The sequence below is a fragment of the Corallincola platygyrae genome (genome assembly GCF_039544265.1).
GTDB classification, from domain to species: Bacteria; Pseudomonadota; Gammaproteobacteria; order Enterobacterales; family Neiellaceae; genus Corallincola; species Corallincola platygyrae.
Window position 1 is genome coordinate 23,654 of the sequence record NZ_BAABLI010000010.1, and the last position, 17,854, is coordinate 41,507.

At 51.7% G+C, this 17,854-nt stretch carries 6 protein-coding genes and 1 pseudogene; 5 read left to right on the forward strand and 2 right to left on the reverse strand.

Translation table 11 applies throughout. The annotated features are described in order from the left end of the window. Positions 1-22: 22 nt before the first annotated feature. Entirely contained in the window at positions 23-4,273 is a 4,251-nt protein-coding gene (locus ABEA14_RS09045; RefSeq protein ID WP_345339629.1) for a PAS domain S-box protein, read from the reverse strand. A 365-nt stretch (positions 4,274-4,638) separates the two neighbouring features. On the opposite strand from ABEA14_RS09045, the pseudogene leuA reads away from it, so the two are divergent. From leuA to pulA, 5 genes and pseudogenes are all read left to right on the forward strand, one after another. Next, positions 4,639-6,203: pseudogene (gene leuA / locus ABEA14_RS09050) on the forward strand (2-isopropylmalate synthase); the annotation flags it as partial. After that, entirely contained in the window at positions 6,204-7,304 is a 1,101-nt protein-coding gene (gene leuB / locus ABEA14_RS09055) for a 3-isopropylmalate dehydrogenase (protein WP_345339631.1), read from the forward strand. It begins immediately after the preceding pseudogene. Positions 7,305-7,306: 2 nt separating this feature from the next. Further along, positions 7,307-8,707 carry a 3-isopropylmalate dehydratase large subunit gene (gene leuC, locus ABEA14_RS09060; RefSeq protein ID WP_345339632.1) on the forward strand — a complete coding sequence of 467 codons (1,401 nt, stop codon included), beginning with the start codon at positions 7,307-7,309 and terminating at the stop codon, positions 8,705-8,707. 12 nt (positions 8,708-8,719) lie between these two features. Continuing rightward, on the forward strand, positions 8,720-9,325 hold the full coding sequence (gene leuD / locus ABEA14_RS09065; RefSeq protein ID WP_345339633.1) for a 3-isopropylmalate dehydratase small subunit: 606 nt from the start codon (positions 8,720-8,722) through the stop codon (positions 9,323-9,325). Between the two features lie 318 nt (positions 9,326-9,643). Continuing rightward, a complete protein-coding gene (gene pulA / locus ABEA14_RS09070) occupies positions 9,644-16,690 on the forward strand; it encodes a pullulanase-type alpha-1,6-glucosidase (protein ID WP_345339634.1) in 7,047 nt (2,348 codons plus the stop codon). Between the two features lie 89 nt (positions 16,691-16,779). On the opposite strand, the gene ABEA14_RS09075 is transcribed toward pulA, so the two are convergent. After that, positions 16,780-17,832 (reverse strand): aldo/keto reductase, encoded by a 1,053-nt coding sequence (locus ABEA14_RS09075; protein ID WP_345339635.1) that lies wholly within the window; start codon positions 17,830-17,832, stop codon positions 16,780-16,782. Between the last annotated feature and the right edge of the window lie 22 nt (positions 17,833-17,854).

A 17,854-nucleotide genomic window follows, 5' to 3' on the forward strand; every position in this document is an offset into this window, starting at 1 on the left:
TTTGATTCAGCAGCCCCAGCCATTATTGGTTAAGCATTGCCAGCAGTGCTTTTACTTTCTCCAACGCAGCTTCGTAGTCAAAACTATCAATATCGGACCTTATCTGTTCAAACTGCTCTGCATGCGCGCGCAGTGCCAATGAAAGCCCATTCAGCTCTTCATCATCAATAAAGTCGTTGTTCGCTAATTTCTGCTTTAACGTATCCAGCTCAACTCTTGGGTCATCATCCGCCAGCTCCTGGGGCTCAGCAGCAATGTTCAAGGATTCAAGCTCTGAATCTACAGCTGAGAGTACTTGTGACAGTAGTGCCTGCATCTGTTCTAACTGTTCAGGCTCAAATTGGTTCTGCCCGGCCAGCTTCACTTCAGCGCTACTCGCCAGGTCACCCAAGGCTGGCATCCCCAGGTTAGCGGCAACACCTTTCAAAGTGTGCGCCAACCTCTCAGCTAAATCCCAATCACCGGCTTGCTGAGCGTGGTCCAACTTGCTGACAAACCCTCTGTAGTCACGCCGGAACAGTTCAAGCGCAGAGCGCCAGGCACTCTCACTGCCAGACATCTGTTTACGGCCAAACTCGGCGTTAAGCGGCATGTCGTGATCTAATGTAATCGCAGCTTTTTTCCTCGCCGGTTCTTTGACCTGCTCGGAGCCTGCCAACGTTCGCTCTTTATCAATCCATAGCGCCAGAGTGCGATACAGGTCCTCCTGCAACACCGGCTTGGAGATATGATCATTCATGCCAGAGGCCAGGCACTTTTCTCTATCCCCCGCCATCGCGTTCGCAGTCATAGCAATCACAGGCATATCGACAAGGCGCGGATCCTTACGCAATGCCCGAGTCGTTTCGTAGCCATCCAGTACTGGCATCTGAACATCCATCAAAACTGCATCAAACTGATGGTTCTGAAGCGTATCAAGCGCTTCCTGACCATGATTGGCGATGGTGACGTCGATGCCAACTAAACGCAGCATTTCTCTGGCAACCTGCTGGTTAATTTGGTTGTCTTCTACCAGCAGTACCTGTCGCTCTTTCAGTATCTCTCTCAGAACACTGCCATCAACATAGGCGGTTTCATCAATCTCAGACACTTCAACTTCTGTACTGCAACGAAGGGTAAAGAAGAAAGTCGAACCTGAACCTAGCTGGCTTTGCACCCATATCTCGCCGCCCATCATCTCAACCAGTCGTTTGCTGATGGTCAAACCCAACCCAGTACCGCCGTATTGACGTGTGGTACTGGAGTCGGCTTGAGTAAAGGCGGTAAACAACTGCTCACACTTTTGAGGGGCGATGCCGATCCCCGTGTCAGTCACAGAGAATTGAAGGTAGGTTTCGTCACTCTGACTACGATTCAAATTGGTGACCTTAATACTGATGCCGCCCTCTGAGGTAAACTTCACGGCATTATTAATCAGGTTGATCAGGACCTGTCCTATCCGCAGCGGATCCCCCATCAGTCGCTCAGGCACATCGTCTTCGATCGAGACATCGAAATTCAGCCCTTTCTCTTCGATCTTCAATTGCACAACACTGCTGGCGTTTTTAACCACGTCATCCAGATAGAAGGCGGTGTTTTCGATGTCCATTTTGCCCGCTTCAATCTTGGAGAAGTCGAGGATGTCATTGATGATATCGAGCAAGCTATTCGACGCCGTCCAGATCTTTTCGATGAAGTCTTGCTGCTGAATTGATAACTCCGTGCCCAGAGCTAATTGCGACAACCCTAAGATGGCATTCATTGGAGTACGAATTTCATGGCTCATATTAGCCAGAAATTCACTCTTGGCGCGGTTAGCTTTTTCCGCGTCTTGCTTAGCCCCCATCAGAGCTTCATTGGTGTGTTTCAGCTCGGCGGTTCGCAACCTCACACGATCTTCCAACTCCTCATTGAGTCGGGTCAGCTGGTCCTGAGCCTGACGACGCAATGTGTCGTCCATGATAAAGCCCTCTAGGCCCTGTAGCTGTCCATTGCTATCAAACACGCCAGCGCCCTGCTCCCACAACCAACGATAGCTGCCATCAGCATGCTGAATGCGATACTCCACGGTATATTGCTGGCGTCGGCCAACTGCCGCCTGAACCTGCTCCCACACACGCTCTTGGTCCTGTTCATGAACGATATCGTTGAAGCTCCTATCGCCTCCCATCACGAATCGATCCGTGGCGAAACCGGTCACTTTTTCAAAACCTGGGCTAAGGTACTCCATCGTCCAGTTTTCGTCGTTGGAGCAACGATAAGCGATGCCTGGCAGGTTATTCATCAACATCGAAACCTTGCGCTCACTCTCACGCATCGCTTCTTCAACTGCTTTTCGGCTGGTGATATCGATATGGGTACCGACCATACGTAAAGCCATACCCTTTTCGTCTCGCTCAGTAACCGAGCCACGGGCGAGCACCCAACGAAATCCGCCCTGCTTGGTTCGCATACGAAATTCACGCTGGTAGCTTTGCTGATCTGGATTTTCAATCACAGCCTGCACCGCAGCGATGGTGGCTTCTCTATCCTCGTCATAGAGCAGGTGAGCAAACGTTTCCATCACTGCAGGCAACTCACCGGCTTGATAACCCAACATACTGAACCAGCGCGGGCTGTAATAAACCTCGCCCGACGTGACATTCCAGTCCCAAATACCATCGTTCGAGGCGGTCATAGCAAGATTAAGTCGGTGTTCACTTTCTTGAAGCGCCTTTTGCGAATGGCGTTGCTCGGTCACGTCCCGGACCGTAACCAGCACCATGTTGGCTTCTTCGATCATGATAGGGCTGAGGCTGATTTCAGCGGGGAATAAGTTGCCGTTGCGGCGCATGACTTCAATATCTAGTCCCTGCCCCATCATGCGAACATGGGGATTGGAGAAATACTTGTATACCCAGCCGCCATGCTGATCACGCTTGCTGAATGGGATCAGCTTTTCAACGCTGCTGTTTATTAGCTCGTTCCGGGAATAGCCAAACTGCTTTTCAGCACTCTCGTTGGCTACCAGAATCTTACTGTTGCTGTTCACCACCAGGATCGCGTCAGGCGACGCTTCCAACAAAGCACGGCTCTGCTGCTCTGAACGACGCACCTGCTCCAACTCTAAGGTTCTTTGCCCCACCATGTCTTCCAACTGTTGGTTGCTGGCGTTTAACTCACGGTTCAGGCTAAGTACAGAATCCGCCATCTGGTTAAACGTTTCAGCAAACAGGCGGATTTCGAGGGAACCTTTGGGGTCAACTCGCTGTTCGTAATTGCCCAACTTAATGCCAGCGGCGACCCTAGTTAAATCAACCAAAGGTTTAGTCACTCGGCGGAGGACAAACAACACTAAAAATAAGGTCGCTGGAAAGATTAATACCGCTACCCAGATAAGCCGCTGCTTAATCTTCTCGTAGGCTGCGTAAACTTCCGAGTGGCTCGACGTAACCACTAACCCCCAGTCTGCTTCGGCCAAATAGCGTGTAGCTGCGACAATACGTTCTCCGTTATAGCCTGTTGCATCGCCGATAAATATGGAGTTACCGGCCAGTGCCTCCAACTCCGGCGAATTGGGGTCTTCATTGACGATCTCAACCAGCACCTTATTTGGTACAAACCGTCGCGGAGCCAGATAGACAGGCTTGTTTTCCTCGTCATAACTAATCAACAGGGTTTCACCACTCTCCCCTAAGTTGCTGTAATCGCTGGTAACGTCAAAAATACCCGTTGCACGACTATGAATAAGCAGTACACCAACAAACTTTCCGTCAGCAACCAAAGGTGAGCTGAGTAAGTTGATGATCAGCCCCCCTTCCCTTTCATAAGTCCCGGTCTGCACTCTTGATGAACCAACAATAAAAGCGCGTTTATCGCTCATGTCTCGGCCGATAAGCCCCGCATTGGAGCTCGCAAAGATTTGACCACTGGGTGAGATAATGGATACGGCAAATAGATCAGGAAGGGTTAGCTGAGCGTCTTTAAGGATAAGGATAATGCGGTCAAGTTCAGCGATGTCGCCACTAAGATAAGCAGCAGTAGACAGCCTCAACTGGGTTCGACTGGCAATCAGTGCAATGCGTTCACGCTTTTGACGCAGAAACGCTTCAATCCGCTTAGCTTGAGAGTCAGCCAGCGTACTCAGGCGCAGTTCCGTTTGCTCGTCCAGCGCCTCACGATAGATGGCCACTGTAAGCACGCCCACCAACAACAATGTCAGCAACACAATGCTACCAACACCAAGCAGGAATATATTCCGCAGTTTCATAATGCCGATACCCAGCCGAAGAAAGCTCCCTGTGCGAAATCGCACGGCAACTTCCATGCTAGCAAACGGAACGAAAAAGGCGAACAACAACAAATCGTTGGCGCAAATATATGGGGCTTAGCGCACGCTCTACGCACGCAGTAAAGCTCTGACCAATGGAAATTTCTCTTGACAGAAACCCCGCCTAGCAAGTACACATAGCATCAACAGTGATATTGACATTACGAAACGAACGGTCACGTGATTATTTTTCGGCTTATCCTACGACTTAACCTACTACTGCTAGCTTCATGCTCGCGCGGGTTTGTCGTGCCGAACGTTTAGAACGACCGGACAGAACAAAAAACCCGTGCTAACAAGCGCGGGTTTTTTTATTGGTTTACGCGAACACATGCCAATTAGGGGGCACCATGAGCGATCAAGTGATCATCTTCGACACCACACTTAGGGACGGCGAACAGGCGCTGTCTGCCAGTCTGACGGTGAAAGAGAAGCTACAGATCGCGCTAGCCCTTGAGCGACTGGGTGTGGATGTGATGGAAGTCGGCTTCCCGGTGTCTTCACCGGGCGACTTTGAATCAGTACAGACTATCGCAAATACGATTAAGAACAGCCGTGTCTGTGCCTTGTCTCGAGCAGTGGAGAAAGACATCGATGCGGCAGGTGAAGCTTTGCGAAAAGCCGCTCAGGGCCGCATCCATACCTTTATCTCCACATCAACAATTCACGTTGAGAGCAAACTGAAACGCAGCTTTGATGACGTGTTGAACATGGGCATTAACGCGGTCAAACATGCACGGCGCTATACTGACGATGTTGAATTCTCCTGTGAAGATGCAGGCAGAACGCCCATCGATAACCTTTGCCGCATGGTTGAGGCAGCGATTGATGCCGGTGCCAGCACGGTCAACATTCCAGATACCGTGGGTTACACCATTCCAAGTGAGTTTGGCGGCATTATAGAAACACTGTTCAATCGCGTACCGAATATTGATAAAGCAATTATCTCGGTGCATTGCCACAACGACCTTGGCCTGGCCGTTGCCAACTCGATTGCCGCAGTACAACAAGGTGCGCGCCAAATCGAATGTACCGTCAACGGAATCGGTGAGCGAGCGGGCAACTGCTCGATGGAAGAGGTGGCGATGATTATCAACACCCGCAAAGATATGTTCCCGAACGTAACCACCGGCATCAACACCAAAGAGATCTACCGCACCAGCCAGATGGTCAGCCAGTTGTGCAATATGCCAGTGCAATCCAACAAAGCTATTGTCGGTGCCAACGCCTTCTCCCACTCCTCAGGTATCCATCAGGATGGCGTGCTCAAAGCGAAAAACACCTATGAGATCATCACGCCAGAAAGCATCGGTTTAAGCAAAAATGTGCTGAACCTGACAAGCCGTTCAGGCCGACATGTGATTAAACACCGCATGGAGGAGATGGGTTACAGCCCAAACGATTACAACATGGATGAGCTTTATACCGCCTTCCTGAAACTGGCTGACAAAAAGGGCCAGGTATTCGATTACGATTTGGAAGCCTTGGTGTTTTTCACCAATATGCATGAAGCCGATGACTTCTATTATCTGGACTACCTGTCAGCGCAGTCTGGCACCGGCATTATGAGTACAGCCAGCGTCAAACTGAAAGTGGGTGACGACATCGTGTGTGAAGCAGCCACGGGTAATGGTCCGGTTGATGCAGTTTATCAATCGATCAGCCGTGCGACAGGTATCGAGTTCGAAATGAAGGATTACCACATTGGTGCCAAAGGTGCCGGTGAAGACGCACTAGGTCAGGTCGACATTGTCGCCCTGCATAATGGCCGCCGCTTCCACGGCATGGGCCTTGCAACAGACGTTATCGAGGCTTCGGCGCAGGCCATGGTGCATGTGTTGAATCATATCCACCGCGCCAAGGCGGTCGAAGCCAAGAAACAAGCGATTCAAGAAATCAAAGTATCGGGGGAAAAATGAGTAAGCAGAGCTACCGCATTGCGGTATTGCCAGGGGATGGTATCGGCCCTGAAGTGATGGCAGAAGCCATCAAGGTGCTGGGTGCAGTACAAGAGAAGTTTGGTTTTACCCTCGACTATCAACACTATGACGTAGGCGGCATCGCTATTGATAACCATGGTGAACCTCTGCCTGCAGCGACATTGGCAGGCTGTGAGGAAGCCGATGCGATCTTGTTTGGCTCTGTTGGCGGCCCTAAATGGGAGGGTTTACCACCAGAGAAACAGCCCGAACGTGGTGCACTCTTGCCCCTTCGTAGCCATTTTGAACTGTTTTGTAACCTGCGCCCGGCCAAAATTCACCCAGGTTTGGAATCGCTGGCCCCTCTGCGTGCTGATATTGCCGCAGAAGGCTTCGATGTACTCTGCGTCCGTGAGCTAACCGGTGACATCTACTTTGGCCAACCCAAAGGCCGTAGCGGTGAAGGCGAGCAGGAAACAGGCTTTGACACCATGAAGTACTCTCGTGCCGAAGTGCGCCGCATCGCTCATATCGCATTCCAGGCTGCTCGTGGCCGCCGTGGTGTAGTGACGTCAGTGGATAAAGCCAACGTACTAGCCACCTCTATTTTGTGGCGCGAAGTGGTTGAAGAGGTCGCTAAAGAATACCCAGACGTGACTCTGAACCATCTCTATATTGATAATGCCACCATGCAGATGCTGCGTTACCCGGCGCAATTTGACGTGCTGCTTTGCGGTAACCTGTTTGGTGACATTCTTTCTGACGAAGCGGCAATGATCACCGGCTCTATGGGCTTATTGCCTTCTGCGAGTTTGAACGCCAAGGACTTCGGTCTCTACGAGCCAGCTGGCGGCAGTGCACCAGATATCGCTGGTCAAGGCATTGCTAACCCTGTGGCACAGATCCTGTCTGCCGCTATGTTGCTGCGTTTTAGTCTGAAACAGGAAGCGGCTGCCGATGCTATCGACGCTGCGGTATCAAAAGCACTGAGCCAAGGCTACCTGACTGGCGAACTGCTGCCACCAGAGCAGCGTGACCAAGCCAAGAGCACCAGTGAAATGGGCGACTTTATCGCCAAAGCCGTGTTGGAGAGCTAACCATGGCCCAGACTTTATACGAAAAGATCTATAACGCCCATGTGGTGCGTGAAGAATCGGGTGAAACACCCGTTATCTATATCGACCGTCATCTGGTACACGAAGTCACCTCCCCGCAAGCCTTTGCAGGTTTGGAAGCATTTGGTCGCCCACTTCGTCAGCCGGGTAAAACCTTTGCCACCATGGACCACAACGTGTCTACCCGCTCGTTGGCGATCGACGCCTGTGGCCCGCAGTCTGAAACGCAAATGCGCACACTCGCGGGCAACTGCGAAAAGTTTGGCGTAGAGCTTTACGAAATCGGCAACATCAACCAGGGCATTGTCCACGTAATGGGCCCTGAACAGGGTCTGACTCTGCCCGGCACCACCATTGTCTGTGGTGACTCCCACACAGCAACACACGGCGCGTTCGGTGCTATCGCTTTCGGTATCGGTACGTCCGAGGTTGAGCACGTGATGGCAACACAAACACTGAAGCAGCCGCGATACAAAACTATGCAGATCAAGGTCACCGGTAAAGCCGGCCCGGGTATCACTGCTAAAGACATTATCCTAGCGATCATCGGCAAGGTAGGCACGGCAGGCGGCAACGGTCACGTGGTTGAATATTGTGGTGAGGCGATCGAAGCTCTGACCATGGAAGGCCGCATGACGCTGTGCAACATGAGCATCGAGTTTGGTGGTAAAGCGGGCCTGGTAGCACCAGACCAAACCACTGTCGATTACCTCGAAGGCCGCCCATTTGCGCCAAAAGGCGCCGATTGGGATGAGGCCGTTGCTTACTGGTTGTCACTGGAATCAGATGCGGATGCCAAGTTCGATACCGTGGTAGAGCTAAACGCTGCCGATATCGAACCTCAGGTAACCTGGGGCACTAATCCGGGCCAGGTCACTGGCATCAATGCACCTATTCCTCAGCCGGAAGACTTCTCAGATCCAGTTGAAGCTGACTCTTGCCGCAAAGCACTCGCCTATATGGGCATCGAAAAAGGTCAGAAGCTGACCGACCTGAAAGTGGACAAGGTATTTATCGGCTCCTGCACCAACAGCCGTATTGAAGATCTGCGCGCTGCAGCGGAAGTTGCCAAAGGCAAACAGGTTGTTTCCGGTATCGAAGCGATTGTGGTTCCGGGCTCAGGCTTGGTTAAAGAGCAGGCGGAAGCAGAAGGTCTGGACAAAATTTTCACCGAAGCAGGCTTCGAATGGCGTCTGCCGGGTTGCTCCATGTGCCTGGCAATGAATGACGACCGCTTGGGTGATGGCGAACGCTGCGCCTCTACCTCAAACCGTAATTTCGAAGGCCGCCAGGGCCGCGGTGGTCGCACTCATTTGGTCAGCCCTGCGATGGCCGCTGCTGCCGCGGTAGCCGGTCACTTTGTTGATATCCGAGACTTTAAATAGGAGGCGTTGAAAATGGCAGGTATTACACAACTCACCGGCTTGGCGGCGCCTTTAGATCATTCGCACGTCGATACTGACCAGATCATCCCGAAGCAGTTTCTAACCAAGGTAGAACGTGTTGGCTTTGGTCAGCACTGTTTTCATGACTGGCGCTATCTTGATGAAGCTGGCACTCAGGAAAATCCTGACTTCATATTGAACGCGCCGCGCTATCGCAATGCAGAGATACTGCTGACGCGAGAAAACTTCGGTTGTGGTTCATCCCGTGAGCACGCGCCATGGGCGCTAAAAGAGATGGGCTACACCGTGGTTATCGCCCCCTCTTTCGCGGATATCTTTTATGGTAACGCCATCAACAATGGCATGTTGCCGATCCGCTTAAGCGAAGCTGAAGTTCAGCAACTGTTTGAGGAAGTCGTTGCTGCGGAAGGCAGCCAGATCACCGTTGATTTGGAGGCTCAGACCGTCATCAGCCCTTCAGGTGCGAGCTTCAGCTTTGACATAGATGCATTCCACCGTGAATGCATTATGAAAGGGTTAGATAGCATCGGCTGGACGCTGCAATTCGAGCAGCAGATCAGCGCGTATGAACAAAACATTCCTGGTTGGCGCCGTTAGGATTTTTTAACCAGAACCATGTTTGAAAGGCTTCCAATTGGAAGCCTTTTTTTTGGAAACGGCCCTATCAACCCCCCTCATTTCAAACGCTTGTTTTATAACCAATCAATCTTTTGTCGCCCTTCTTTACAAAAAAAACGTCGCCTGTGACCCCGCTTGCAAAATGACAGAAGATTGACGGACAGGTCAATTTTTAGTCGGTAGCATCGACCAACAAATATACAAATTCAATAATCAAATTCTCGCTAATTTACTGATTTTTTAAATACACATTACGTTTAAAAACTTACTTTAAAAAAACACAAAGGAACCATCAGGATGATTTGGTCACAGCTAGGAAAGGCGTTGCTTGTGCTGCTGCTCGCAGTCGGGCTTTCCGCCTGTAAGGACCGCAAAATAGAAGACGAAGTGTTCTATTTTGTGCTGCCAGACCGCTTTCACAACGGAGACGCCAGCAATGATACTGCCGGCATCGATGGTGATAAGCATGACCATGGGTTTGATCCCACCGATAAGCGTTACTACCACGGTGGCGATCTCAAAGGGTTGATTAAAAAGCTGCCCTACTTGGATCAAATGGGTGTCACCGCTATCTGGATGACCCCGATCTTTAAGAATATGCCTGCAGTCGATAATTCTGCGGGTTATCACGGCTACTGGACGATCGATTACACCCAGATTGACCCGCACTGGGGCAGCAACGCAGAGCTGCAGGAGTTGATTGAGAAGTCTCACAAGCGTGATATCAAAGTATTCTTCGACATCGTCATCAACCATACCGCAGACGTAATCCGCTTTCAGGAATGCCACAACGCGGATGGCTCGCTGATCGACCCAGACGCAGGTTGCCCTTACCGTTCTCTGGAAGAGATCGAAACGAATCCTTACACACCGTTCGCGTTGCCAGGTTTGGAAGATGCCAAAGTGCCTGCGTGGTTAAACGACTTTGAGTATTACCACAATCAGGGCGACAGTACCTTTAGTGGCGAGAATTCACTGAATGGCGACTTCTATGGTCTGGATGACCTGAAAACAGAACACCCAGATGTGGTTAGCGGCATGGTTGAGCTGTTCAAGTTTTGGATCAGTGAATACCGAATGGATGGTTTCCGTGTTGATACAGTGAAACATGTAAATATCGAGTTCTGGCAAGAGTGGACACCAGCCATCATGGCCCATGCAGAAGACGAAGGGTTGGATGACTTCTTTGTCTTCGGTGAGGTGTTTGAAGGACACCCAAAAGACTTGAGTGTCTATTCCACTAAGGGAACCCTGCCCTCGGTTCTCGATTTTGGGCTTTATTATGCGATTCGTGATGTAGTCGCAGATCATCAGGGCACAGATCGCCTGCAGTGGATCTTTGAGCGTGATGATTACTACACAGATGCTGACAGCAGCGCGGCTCAGTTACTTACCTTCTCAGGTAACCACGATGTTGGTCGTATTGGTCAACAGATTGATATCTTCAATCCTGATGCATCAGAAGAAGAGCGCCTTGCTCGTGCAGAGTTAGCCAATAGCATTTTGTTCCTGGCCCGCGGTATTCCAGTGGTTTACTACGGTGACGAACAGGGCTTCACAGGTGATGGTAACGATGCAGACGCTCGTGAAGACATGATGCCCAGCCAGGTAGCTGAGTTTAATGACAATGACCTGATTGGTACCGACGACACCACAGCTGAAGACAACTTCAACAAACGCCACCCACTGTATAAAAATGTCAAGGGCCTCTCCAAGTTGCTGGACCAACACGTTGGTCTGCGCCGTGGTGATCAGTACCCAAGATATAGCAGTGCCGAACCGGGCATATTTGCTTTTTCTCGTTTGGATCGTGACGACAAAACTGAATACCTGGTTGTACTAAACACCTCAACCGAAACGCAGCAGTACGAAACTACTGTTGATTCGAATCGCTACATCCGCATCTGGCCCACTTTTGTCTCTCAAGGCCGGAATCAGCTTTCGCCTACATCTCTGAAACCAGATGCTGAAGGTGCTATTGCTCTGGATGTACCTGCACTGTCTGCACTGGTATATGTTGCTCAATCGGAGGTTTCAGATCCTACAGACACTCCAACTTTGAGCTTCAGCAGCCTGACCGACGGAGCTAAAGTGATGGACCGTGTTGAAGTAGAGGTTGCCATGGCTCATGACATCGAGCCCGCTTATCCTGCGCTTTATGGCGTGGACTTCGAAGTCAGTATTAACGGCGGCGAGTGGACCTTTATCGGTCATGATGCGGTCGCACCTTATCGCGTGTTCTATGATGCTGAAGGCCTGGAAGATGGCACCCCTGTCAGCTTCCGCGCTACAGCCACCAATGTGCCTGAGGAGAGTGTGGTTGAAGTCACCACAGAGATCGGCGCAGTGGAAGGCATGACCATCCTGTTCCAAAAACCTGAAGATTGGGAAGCCGCCAACATCTATTGGTGGGCAGCCTCGCCACAGCCTGACACCAGCTGGCCGGGTGTAGCGATGGAGCCAGTCATAGGTGACTGGTACCAGTTTAAGTTTGATGACGGCGTCACTGGCGGCAGCATCATCTTTAACGATGGTGCAGGTCAACAAACCACAGACCTCTATCGTGAAGGCGACGGTTGTTACACCATCGAAGGCGGCTGGCAAGACAGCTGTGACCTGCCTCAGCCGGGCATGACTCTTTACTTCAAACAGCCTGATGGCTGGGCTGATACCATAAATCTCTATTACTGGAACGCCGCACCGGCAGATGACGCAAGCTGGCCAGGTGTCGCCATGGAGTTGATTGGTGAAGGTTGGTACAAGTATCAGATGCCTACCGATGTGCAGATGGGCAACTTCATCTTCAACGATGGCAATGGTAATCAAACCACTGATCTATACCGCGAAGGCGATGGCTGTTTCGAGAACGGAGACTGGCTGGTGGACTGTGTACCACCTCAGGCCGGAATCAAACTCTACTTTAAAAAGCCTGGCGACTGGGCTGATTCCATCAACCTCTACTATTGGAACGCAGATCCTGCCCCCGCAGTAGACTGGCCTGGTGCAGCCATGACAGATGAAGGCAATGACTGGTTCAGCTACCAGATGCCACTGAATGTCACCATGGCTAACCTGATCTTTAATGATGGTTCAGGCAACCAAACTACTGACCTATACCGCGAAGGTGATGGCTGTTATGCCGACGGAGAATGGACTGACACCTGTGATATCACAGGCTCAGAGCCGGGCTTCACCGTCTACGTGCGTCGCCCTCTGAGCTGGAATGTGCCTAACATCTACTTCTGGGGAACAGGCAATGACCCTGAATGGCCAGGGGTAGAGATGACTGCGCTGGGAGATGACTGGTATAGCTATCAGTTTGCCGATGGAGTCTCCGCTGCCAACGTTATTTTCAACGACCTGACAGGCAATCAAACCACAGATCTTTACCGTGAAGGCGATGGTTGCTACGACATAGAAACCCAGCAATGGAGCGACAGTTGCGCCATTCCTGGCTTCACGGTTTATTTCGAAAAACCGGATGGCTGGGAAAATCCAAACCTCTACTTCTGGAGCCCTGGCCCAACAGATGCACCCAATGTAGGTTGGCCTGGCGAGTCGATGGCGGATCTTGGCAGCAACTGGTTCAGCTACCAATTCCCAGCGGGCGTTCAGTTCGCCAACCTGATCTTCAACGATGGCTCAGGCAGCCAAACCACCGACCTGTTTAGAGAAGGGAATGGGTGTTACATCCTGGCAGATGAAAGCTGGGTAGACAGCTGTGATGTGCCACAACCCGGCTTGAAACTCTATTTCAAAAAGCCAGATGGTTGGGGTGACAACATCAACCTCTATTACTGGCAGGCAGATCCAGCGCCAGCGGTCGACTGGCCTGGTACGGCGATGACCAATCTTGGCGATGGCTGGTACGTTTTCGAATTCCCACAAGGTGTCGATAGTGCCAACCTGATCTTCAATGACGGCTCAGGCAACCAAACCACGGATCTGTTCCGCGATGCTGACGGTTGCTTCGGTGAGTTCAGCGACGACTGGCGTAACAGTTGTATCACGCCGGAGTCGAATACTGATGTCGAGATCCAGAATGCATCGGCACACTGGGTCGCTCTCAACAGTTTACTATGGACTCCTTCAGACAACCGCTGGGCTCGCGTCGAACTGGTATCAGCGCAATCTCAATCGATTGTCGTAACGGATAACCAACTCGAAAATGTCGAAGTCTCAGTTGGTTTAGGTTCGGGCGCATCTATTCCTGCCGATATTGCAGAAAAAGCACCTCACCTGACAGGGCTTGCAGCCTGGTCGGTTGACGGCATTGATGCGGCGATAGCAGACCAGTTGCTTAAGGGACACTTGCTACTGGCAGCCTATGACAGCAACGACTTCTTACTTGAAGTAACACGCGTGCAAACACCTTGGCTCTTGGACGAGCTCTATGCTTACAATGGTCAGTTGGGTCTTTATTATGAAGCGGGTCAACCACATATCTCGGTATGGGCACCAACCGCTCAAAATGTTCAGCTGATCCTCTCCAGTGATGCACTGTCTGACACTGCACCTATTGCAGCAACATCTGTCAGCAATGGTGTTTACCACTTCGTTGGTGATGAAAGCTGGAATCTGATGTATTACCAGTTTGAAATCGCAGTCTTCCACCACTTGAGTGATCAGCTGGAAACCTTCCGCGTGACTGACCCCTACTCAGTCAGCCTGAGTACAAACAGTCGTTATAGTCAGGTAGTTAACCTGAACGATGCCAGCCTCAAACCAACGGGTTGGGACGCTATTCAGAAAGCGTTGCCACCTCACAGCGATATCACGGTCTACGAAGGACATGTGCGTGACTTCAGCGCCTTCGACACCTCGGTACCCGCGGAGCATCGAGGCAAATATCTGGCATTCACCTACAACGGCGTAGACGGCGCACCACTGTCAGCGGGTATGGCACATCTGCAAGCGCTGCAAGCTGCTGGCCTGAGTCACTTCCACCTTCTGCCGGTCAACGATCTTGGCTCCATCATCGAAGATGAAAGTATGCGTGCCGATCTGGACGACCCATACTCACAACTATGCAGCTTGGTGACCACAGACGCTGTCCAAGCTCGCTGTGGTGACTTTGATACGCTGACCTTAGGTGAAGCGCTGACACAACTGAAAGACGCAGATCCGCTTAGTACTGAGATCCAAGCGATCCTGTACGAACCTCGCAGTGACGCCGCGGTTTCCGTAGACGGCTTTAACTGGGGTTACGACCCTTACCATTTCAACGCTGTCGAAGGCAGTTACGCGACAGATCCTCAGGGCACAGCGCGCATCACCGAGTTCCGAGAACTAGTGAAAGCGCTTGATGAAGTGGGACTCAATGTGGTGGTAGACGTTGTATACAACCACACCTTCGCTTCAGGTCTGAATACGCAGTCGGTATTGGACAAAGTTGTTCCAGGTTACTATCACCGTCGCAACGCCTACAGCGGCGATGTTGAGATGAGCACCTGCTGTGACAATACGGCCACAGAGCACGAAATGATGGCCAAACTGCTGACCGATACGCTGGTGCACTGGGCCAAGCAGTATAAGATCGATGCGTTCCGTTTCGACCTGATGGGCCACATTCCAAAAGCTGTGATGGTCGAAGCCCAGGCAGAACTGCAAAGCCTGACCCTTGCCAATGACGGTGTCGATGGTGCCAACATCTACCTCTATGGCGAAGGTTGGGACTTCGGCGAAGTGGCGGGTAACCAGCGCTTTGAGCAAGCCACTCAGTTCAACATGGCGGGTACCGGCATAGGTACCTTTAATGACCGTCTGCGCGATGCGGTTCGTGGTGGCAACTTCACTGACCGTGGCGATGCTCAGGGTTTCGGTAACGGCAACGAGTTGTTCTGGAACGGCCGAGCACCAGGCGCGTCCAGTCTTGTTGACCAAGCTGACCGTATCCGTATCGGTATGGCAGGTAACCTGCAGACTTATCCGTTTGTTGATAACTCAGGTACCACCACTGACGGCCTGAGCTATAGCGGGGTTGGCTACAACCTGGATCCACAGGAAGCAGTCAACTACGTCGACAAGCACGATAACGAAACTCTGTGGGATAACACGCAACCTAAACTGCCTGATGATCTGACTATTGCTGAACGTATTCGCGTGCACGCGCTAAGCCAATCGTTCGTCAACTTAGGCCAGGGTATACCGTTCCATCAGATGGCTTCTGATCTGGCACGCTCTAAGTCGATGGACCGCAACTCGTTCGACTCAGGCGATTGGTTCAATAAGATCGACTTCACTAAGCAAAGCAATAACTGGGCGGTAGGCCTACCTCCAGCAGAAAGTAACGATGTACGTTGGGATCGTATGCGTGAAGTGATGAGCAACAGTAATACTGTGGCACAGGCTGCGAATATCGAAATGGCTACGTCCCTGTTCCAGCAGCAACTTCAGTTGCGCTACGACAGCAAGTTATTCCGTCTCGATACCGCCGATCAGGTAGAGCAACGCTTGGCATACTGGAACACTGGCCCAGACCAGGCAGCAGGTATCATCGCCATGAGTGTCAGTGATGGCGTTTGTGCCGGTGATGACTTGGATCCCGCCTATGACGGTATCCTGGTGCTGTTTAATGCTGACCGCGTTAGCCGCGATATTACTTTGACCGGACTGGGTGGGCTCAGCCTTCACAGCATTCAGCAGAATGGCGCTGACACTGTTGTTAAGACAGCGTCAGTGAATGGGGAGACCTATACGCTGCCAGCCTTAACCGCTGCGGTGTTTGTTCAGGACCAGGCTGCGGCCCAAGGCGAGTTCCCATGTAACCCAAGCTACGGTGCTGTCACTGAACCTGGCTTTACGATTTACTTCAAGAAGCCTGCCGACTGGGCTGCGCCAAATGCCTATTACTGGAACACGGCACCGGAGTCATACGCCATTGATTGGCCAGGCGCACCTATGCTGCCGCTGGGTGATGATTGGTATAGCTTTGAAATGCCGGCAGGTGTGCAGAGCGCCAATATCATCTTCAATGATGGTAATGGTAACCAAACCACCGACCTGTATCGTGAAGGCGAAGGCTGTTATGAGAACGACACTTGGAGTGACAGCTGCGCTCTGCCCGGTTTGAGCTTCTGGTTTGAAAAGCCCGCTGACTGGACCGACGAAGTGTATCTCTACTTCTGGGGTGCTGCAGTAGACGGTCCAGGCTGGCCAGGTCAGCTGATGACGGATCTAGGTAACGGCTGGTTCTTCTTCCAGATGCCTGATGGCGTCCGCTCTACCAACCTGATCTTCAGTGATGCCAACGGCACAGGTAATCAAACCAGCGATCTATTCCGGACCGCCAACGGCTGCTACAGCGTTGATACCGGTTGGACAGATAGCTGCGACCTGCCCTAGTGTTTAGTTGATAGCTCACAACAAAAGGTAAAGGCCGCTGACGCGGCCTTCTTTTTTGCAATGCCTGTTTGCGTTACATATTGCACAAGCTAAAACGGTACCGGGTACTGCTTAAATACCGCGCCAATCTGGGTCAGCGCTTCATCACTCAGGGTGATATCAAAGGCATCAATATCTTCTTCCAGCTGCGCCATAGACGTAGCGCCGATAATGGAGGATGCCACACCATCGACTTGGTCAACCCAGGCCAGCGCCAGTTGGGAAGGCGTTATGTTGTGTGCCTTAGCGATGTCGACATACGCAGTCACGGCAGCTTCGGAGGCTGGGTTATCGCGGAACAGGCCATTGCGCTGAGAGATAGTCCAGCGGCTACCCTCCGGCCGGGCACCATTCAGGTACTTGCCGCTTAACGCACCACCAGCCAAGGGAGACCATGGCAAAAACGCAACATCCGCATGGACGCAGTTTTCGATCAGATAAGGCCAGTCTTTGGCGTGCAGCAGGCTGAACTCATTCTGAATCGACACCATACGTGGCAACGCATGTTTTTCACTTAGGCGGATATATTCATTGATCCCCCAAGGCGTGTCGTCCGACAGTCCGCAGTAACGGATCTTGCCCGCTTTCACACACTCGTTCAGCGCCTGTAGGATCTCCAGCATCTGGTTGGAGTGCGCCTCGCCGTCGACATCTGTGAAGCCGATTTGTCCAGGCCAATGTTTGGCAAAATGGGGAGACGTGCGGTTTGGCCAATGCAGCTGAAACAGATCGATATAGTCGGTTTGCAGTCGCTCAAGGGACCCATCCACCGCCTGGATCACCGTCTCACCACTGATCTCACTGCCATTTCTTATCCAGCCCAAGCCACCACCGGCGATCTTAGTCGCCAGTACAATCTCTTTGCGACGTTGTGGATTGGCGGCTAACCAGTTGCCGATGATGGTTTCGGTTTTGCCGTAGGTGTCCGGCGTTGGAGGTACCGCATACATCTCGGCGGTATCGATAAAGTTGATACCACGGGACAACGCATATTCGATCTGTTGGTTGGCATCCTGCTGATTGTTTTGAACACCCCAGGTCATGCTGCCAAGACACACTCGTGACACCTCGATGCCGCTGCTTCCCAATCTGGCATATCGCATTCTGTACCCCACTAAAGATGAT

Excerpts from the sequence above, each read along its gene's own strand:
- ABEA14_RS09075 (WP_345339635.1), bottom strand. The coding sequence starts at position 17,832 with ATGCGATATGCCAGATTGGGAAGCAGCGGCATCGAGGTGTCACGAGTG.
- pulA (WP_345339634.1), top strand. The coding sequence starts at position 9,644 with ATGATTTGGTCACAGCTAGGAAAGGCGTTGCTTGTGCTGCTGCTCGCA.
- leuB (WP_345339631.1), top strand. The coding sequence starts at position 6,204 with ATGAGTAAGCAGAGCTACCGCATTGCGGTATTGCCAGGGGATGGTATC.
- leuD (WP_345339633.1), top strand. The coding sequence starts at position 8,720 with ATGGCAGGTATTACACAACTCACCGGCTTGGCGGCGCCTTTAGATCAT.
- leuC (WP_345339632.1), top strand. The coding sequence starts at position 7,307 with ATGGCCCAGACTTTATACGAAAAGATCTATAACGCCCATGTGGTGCGT.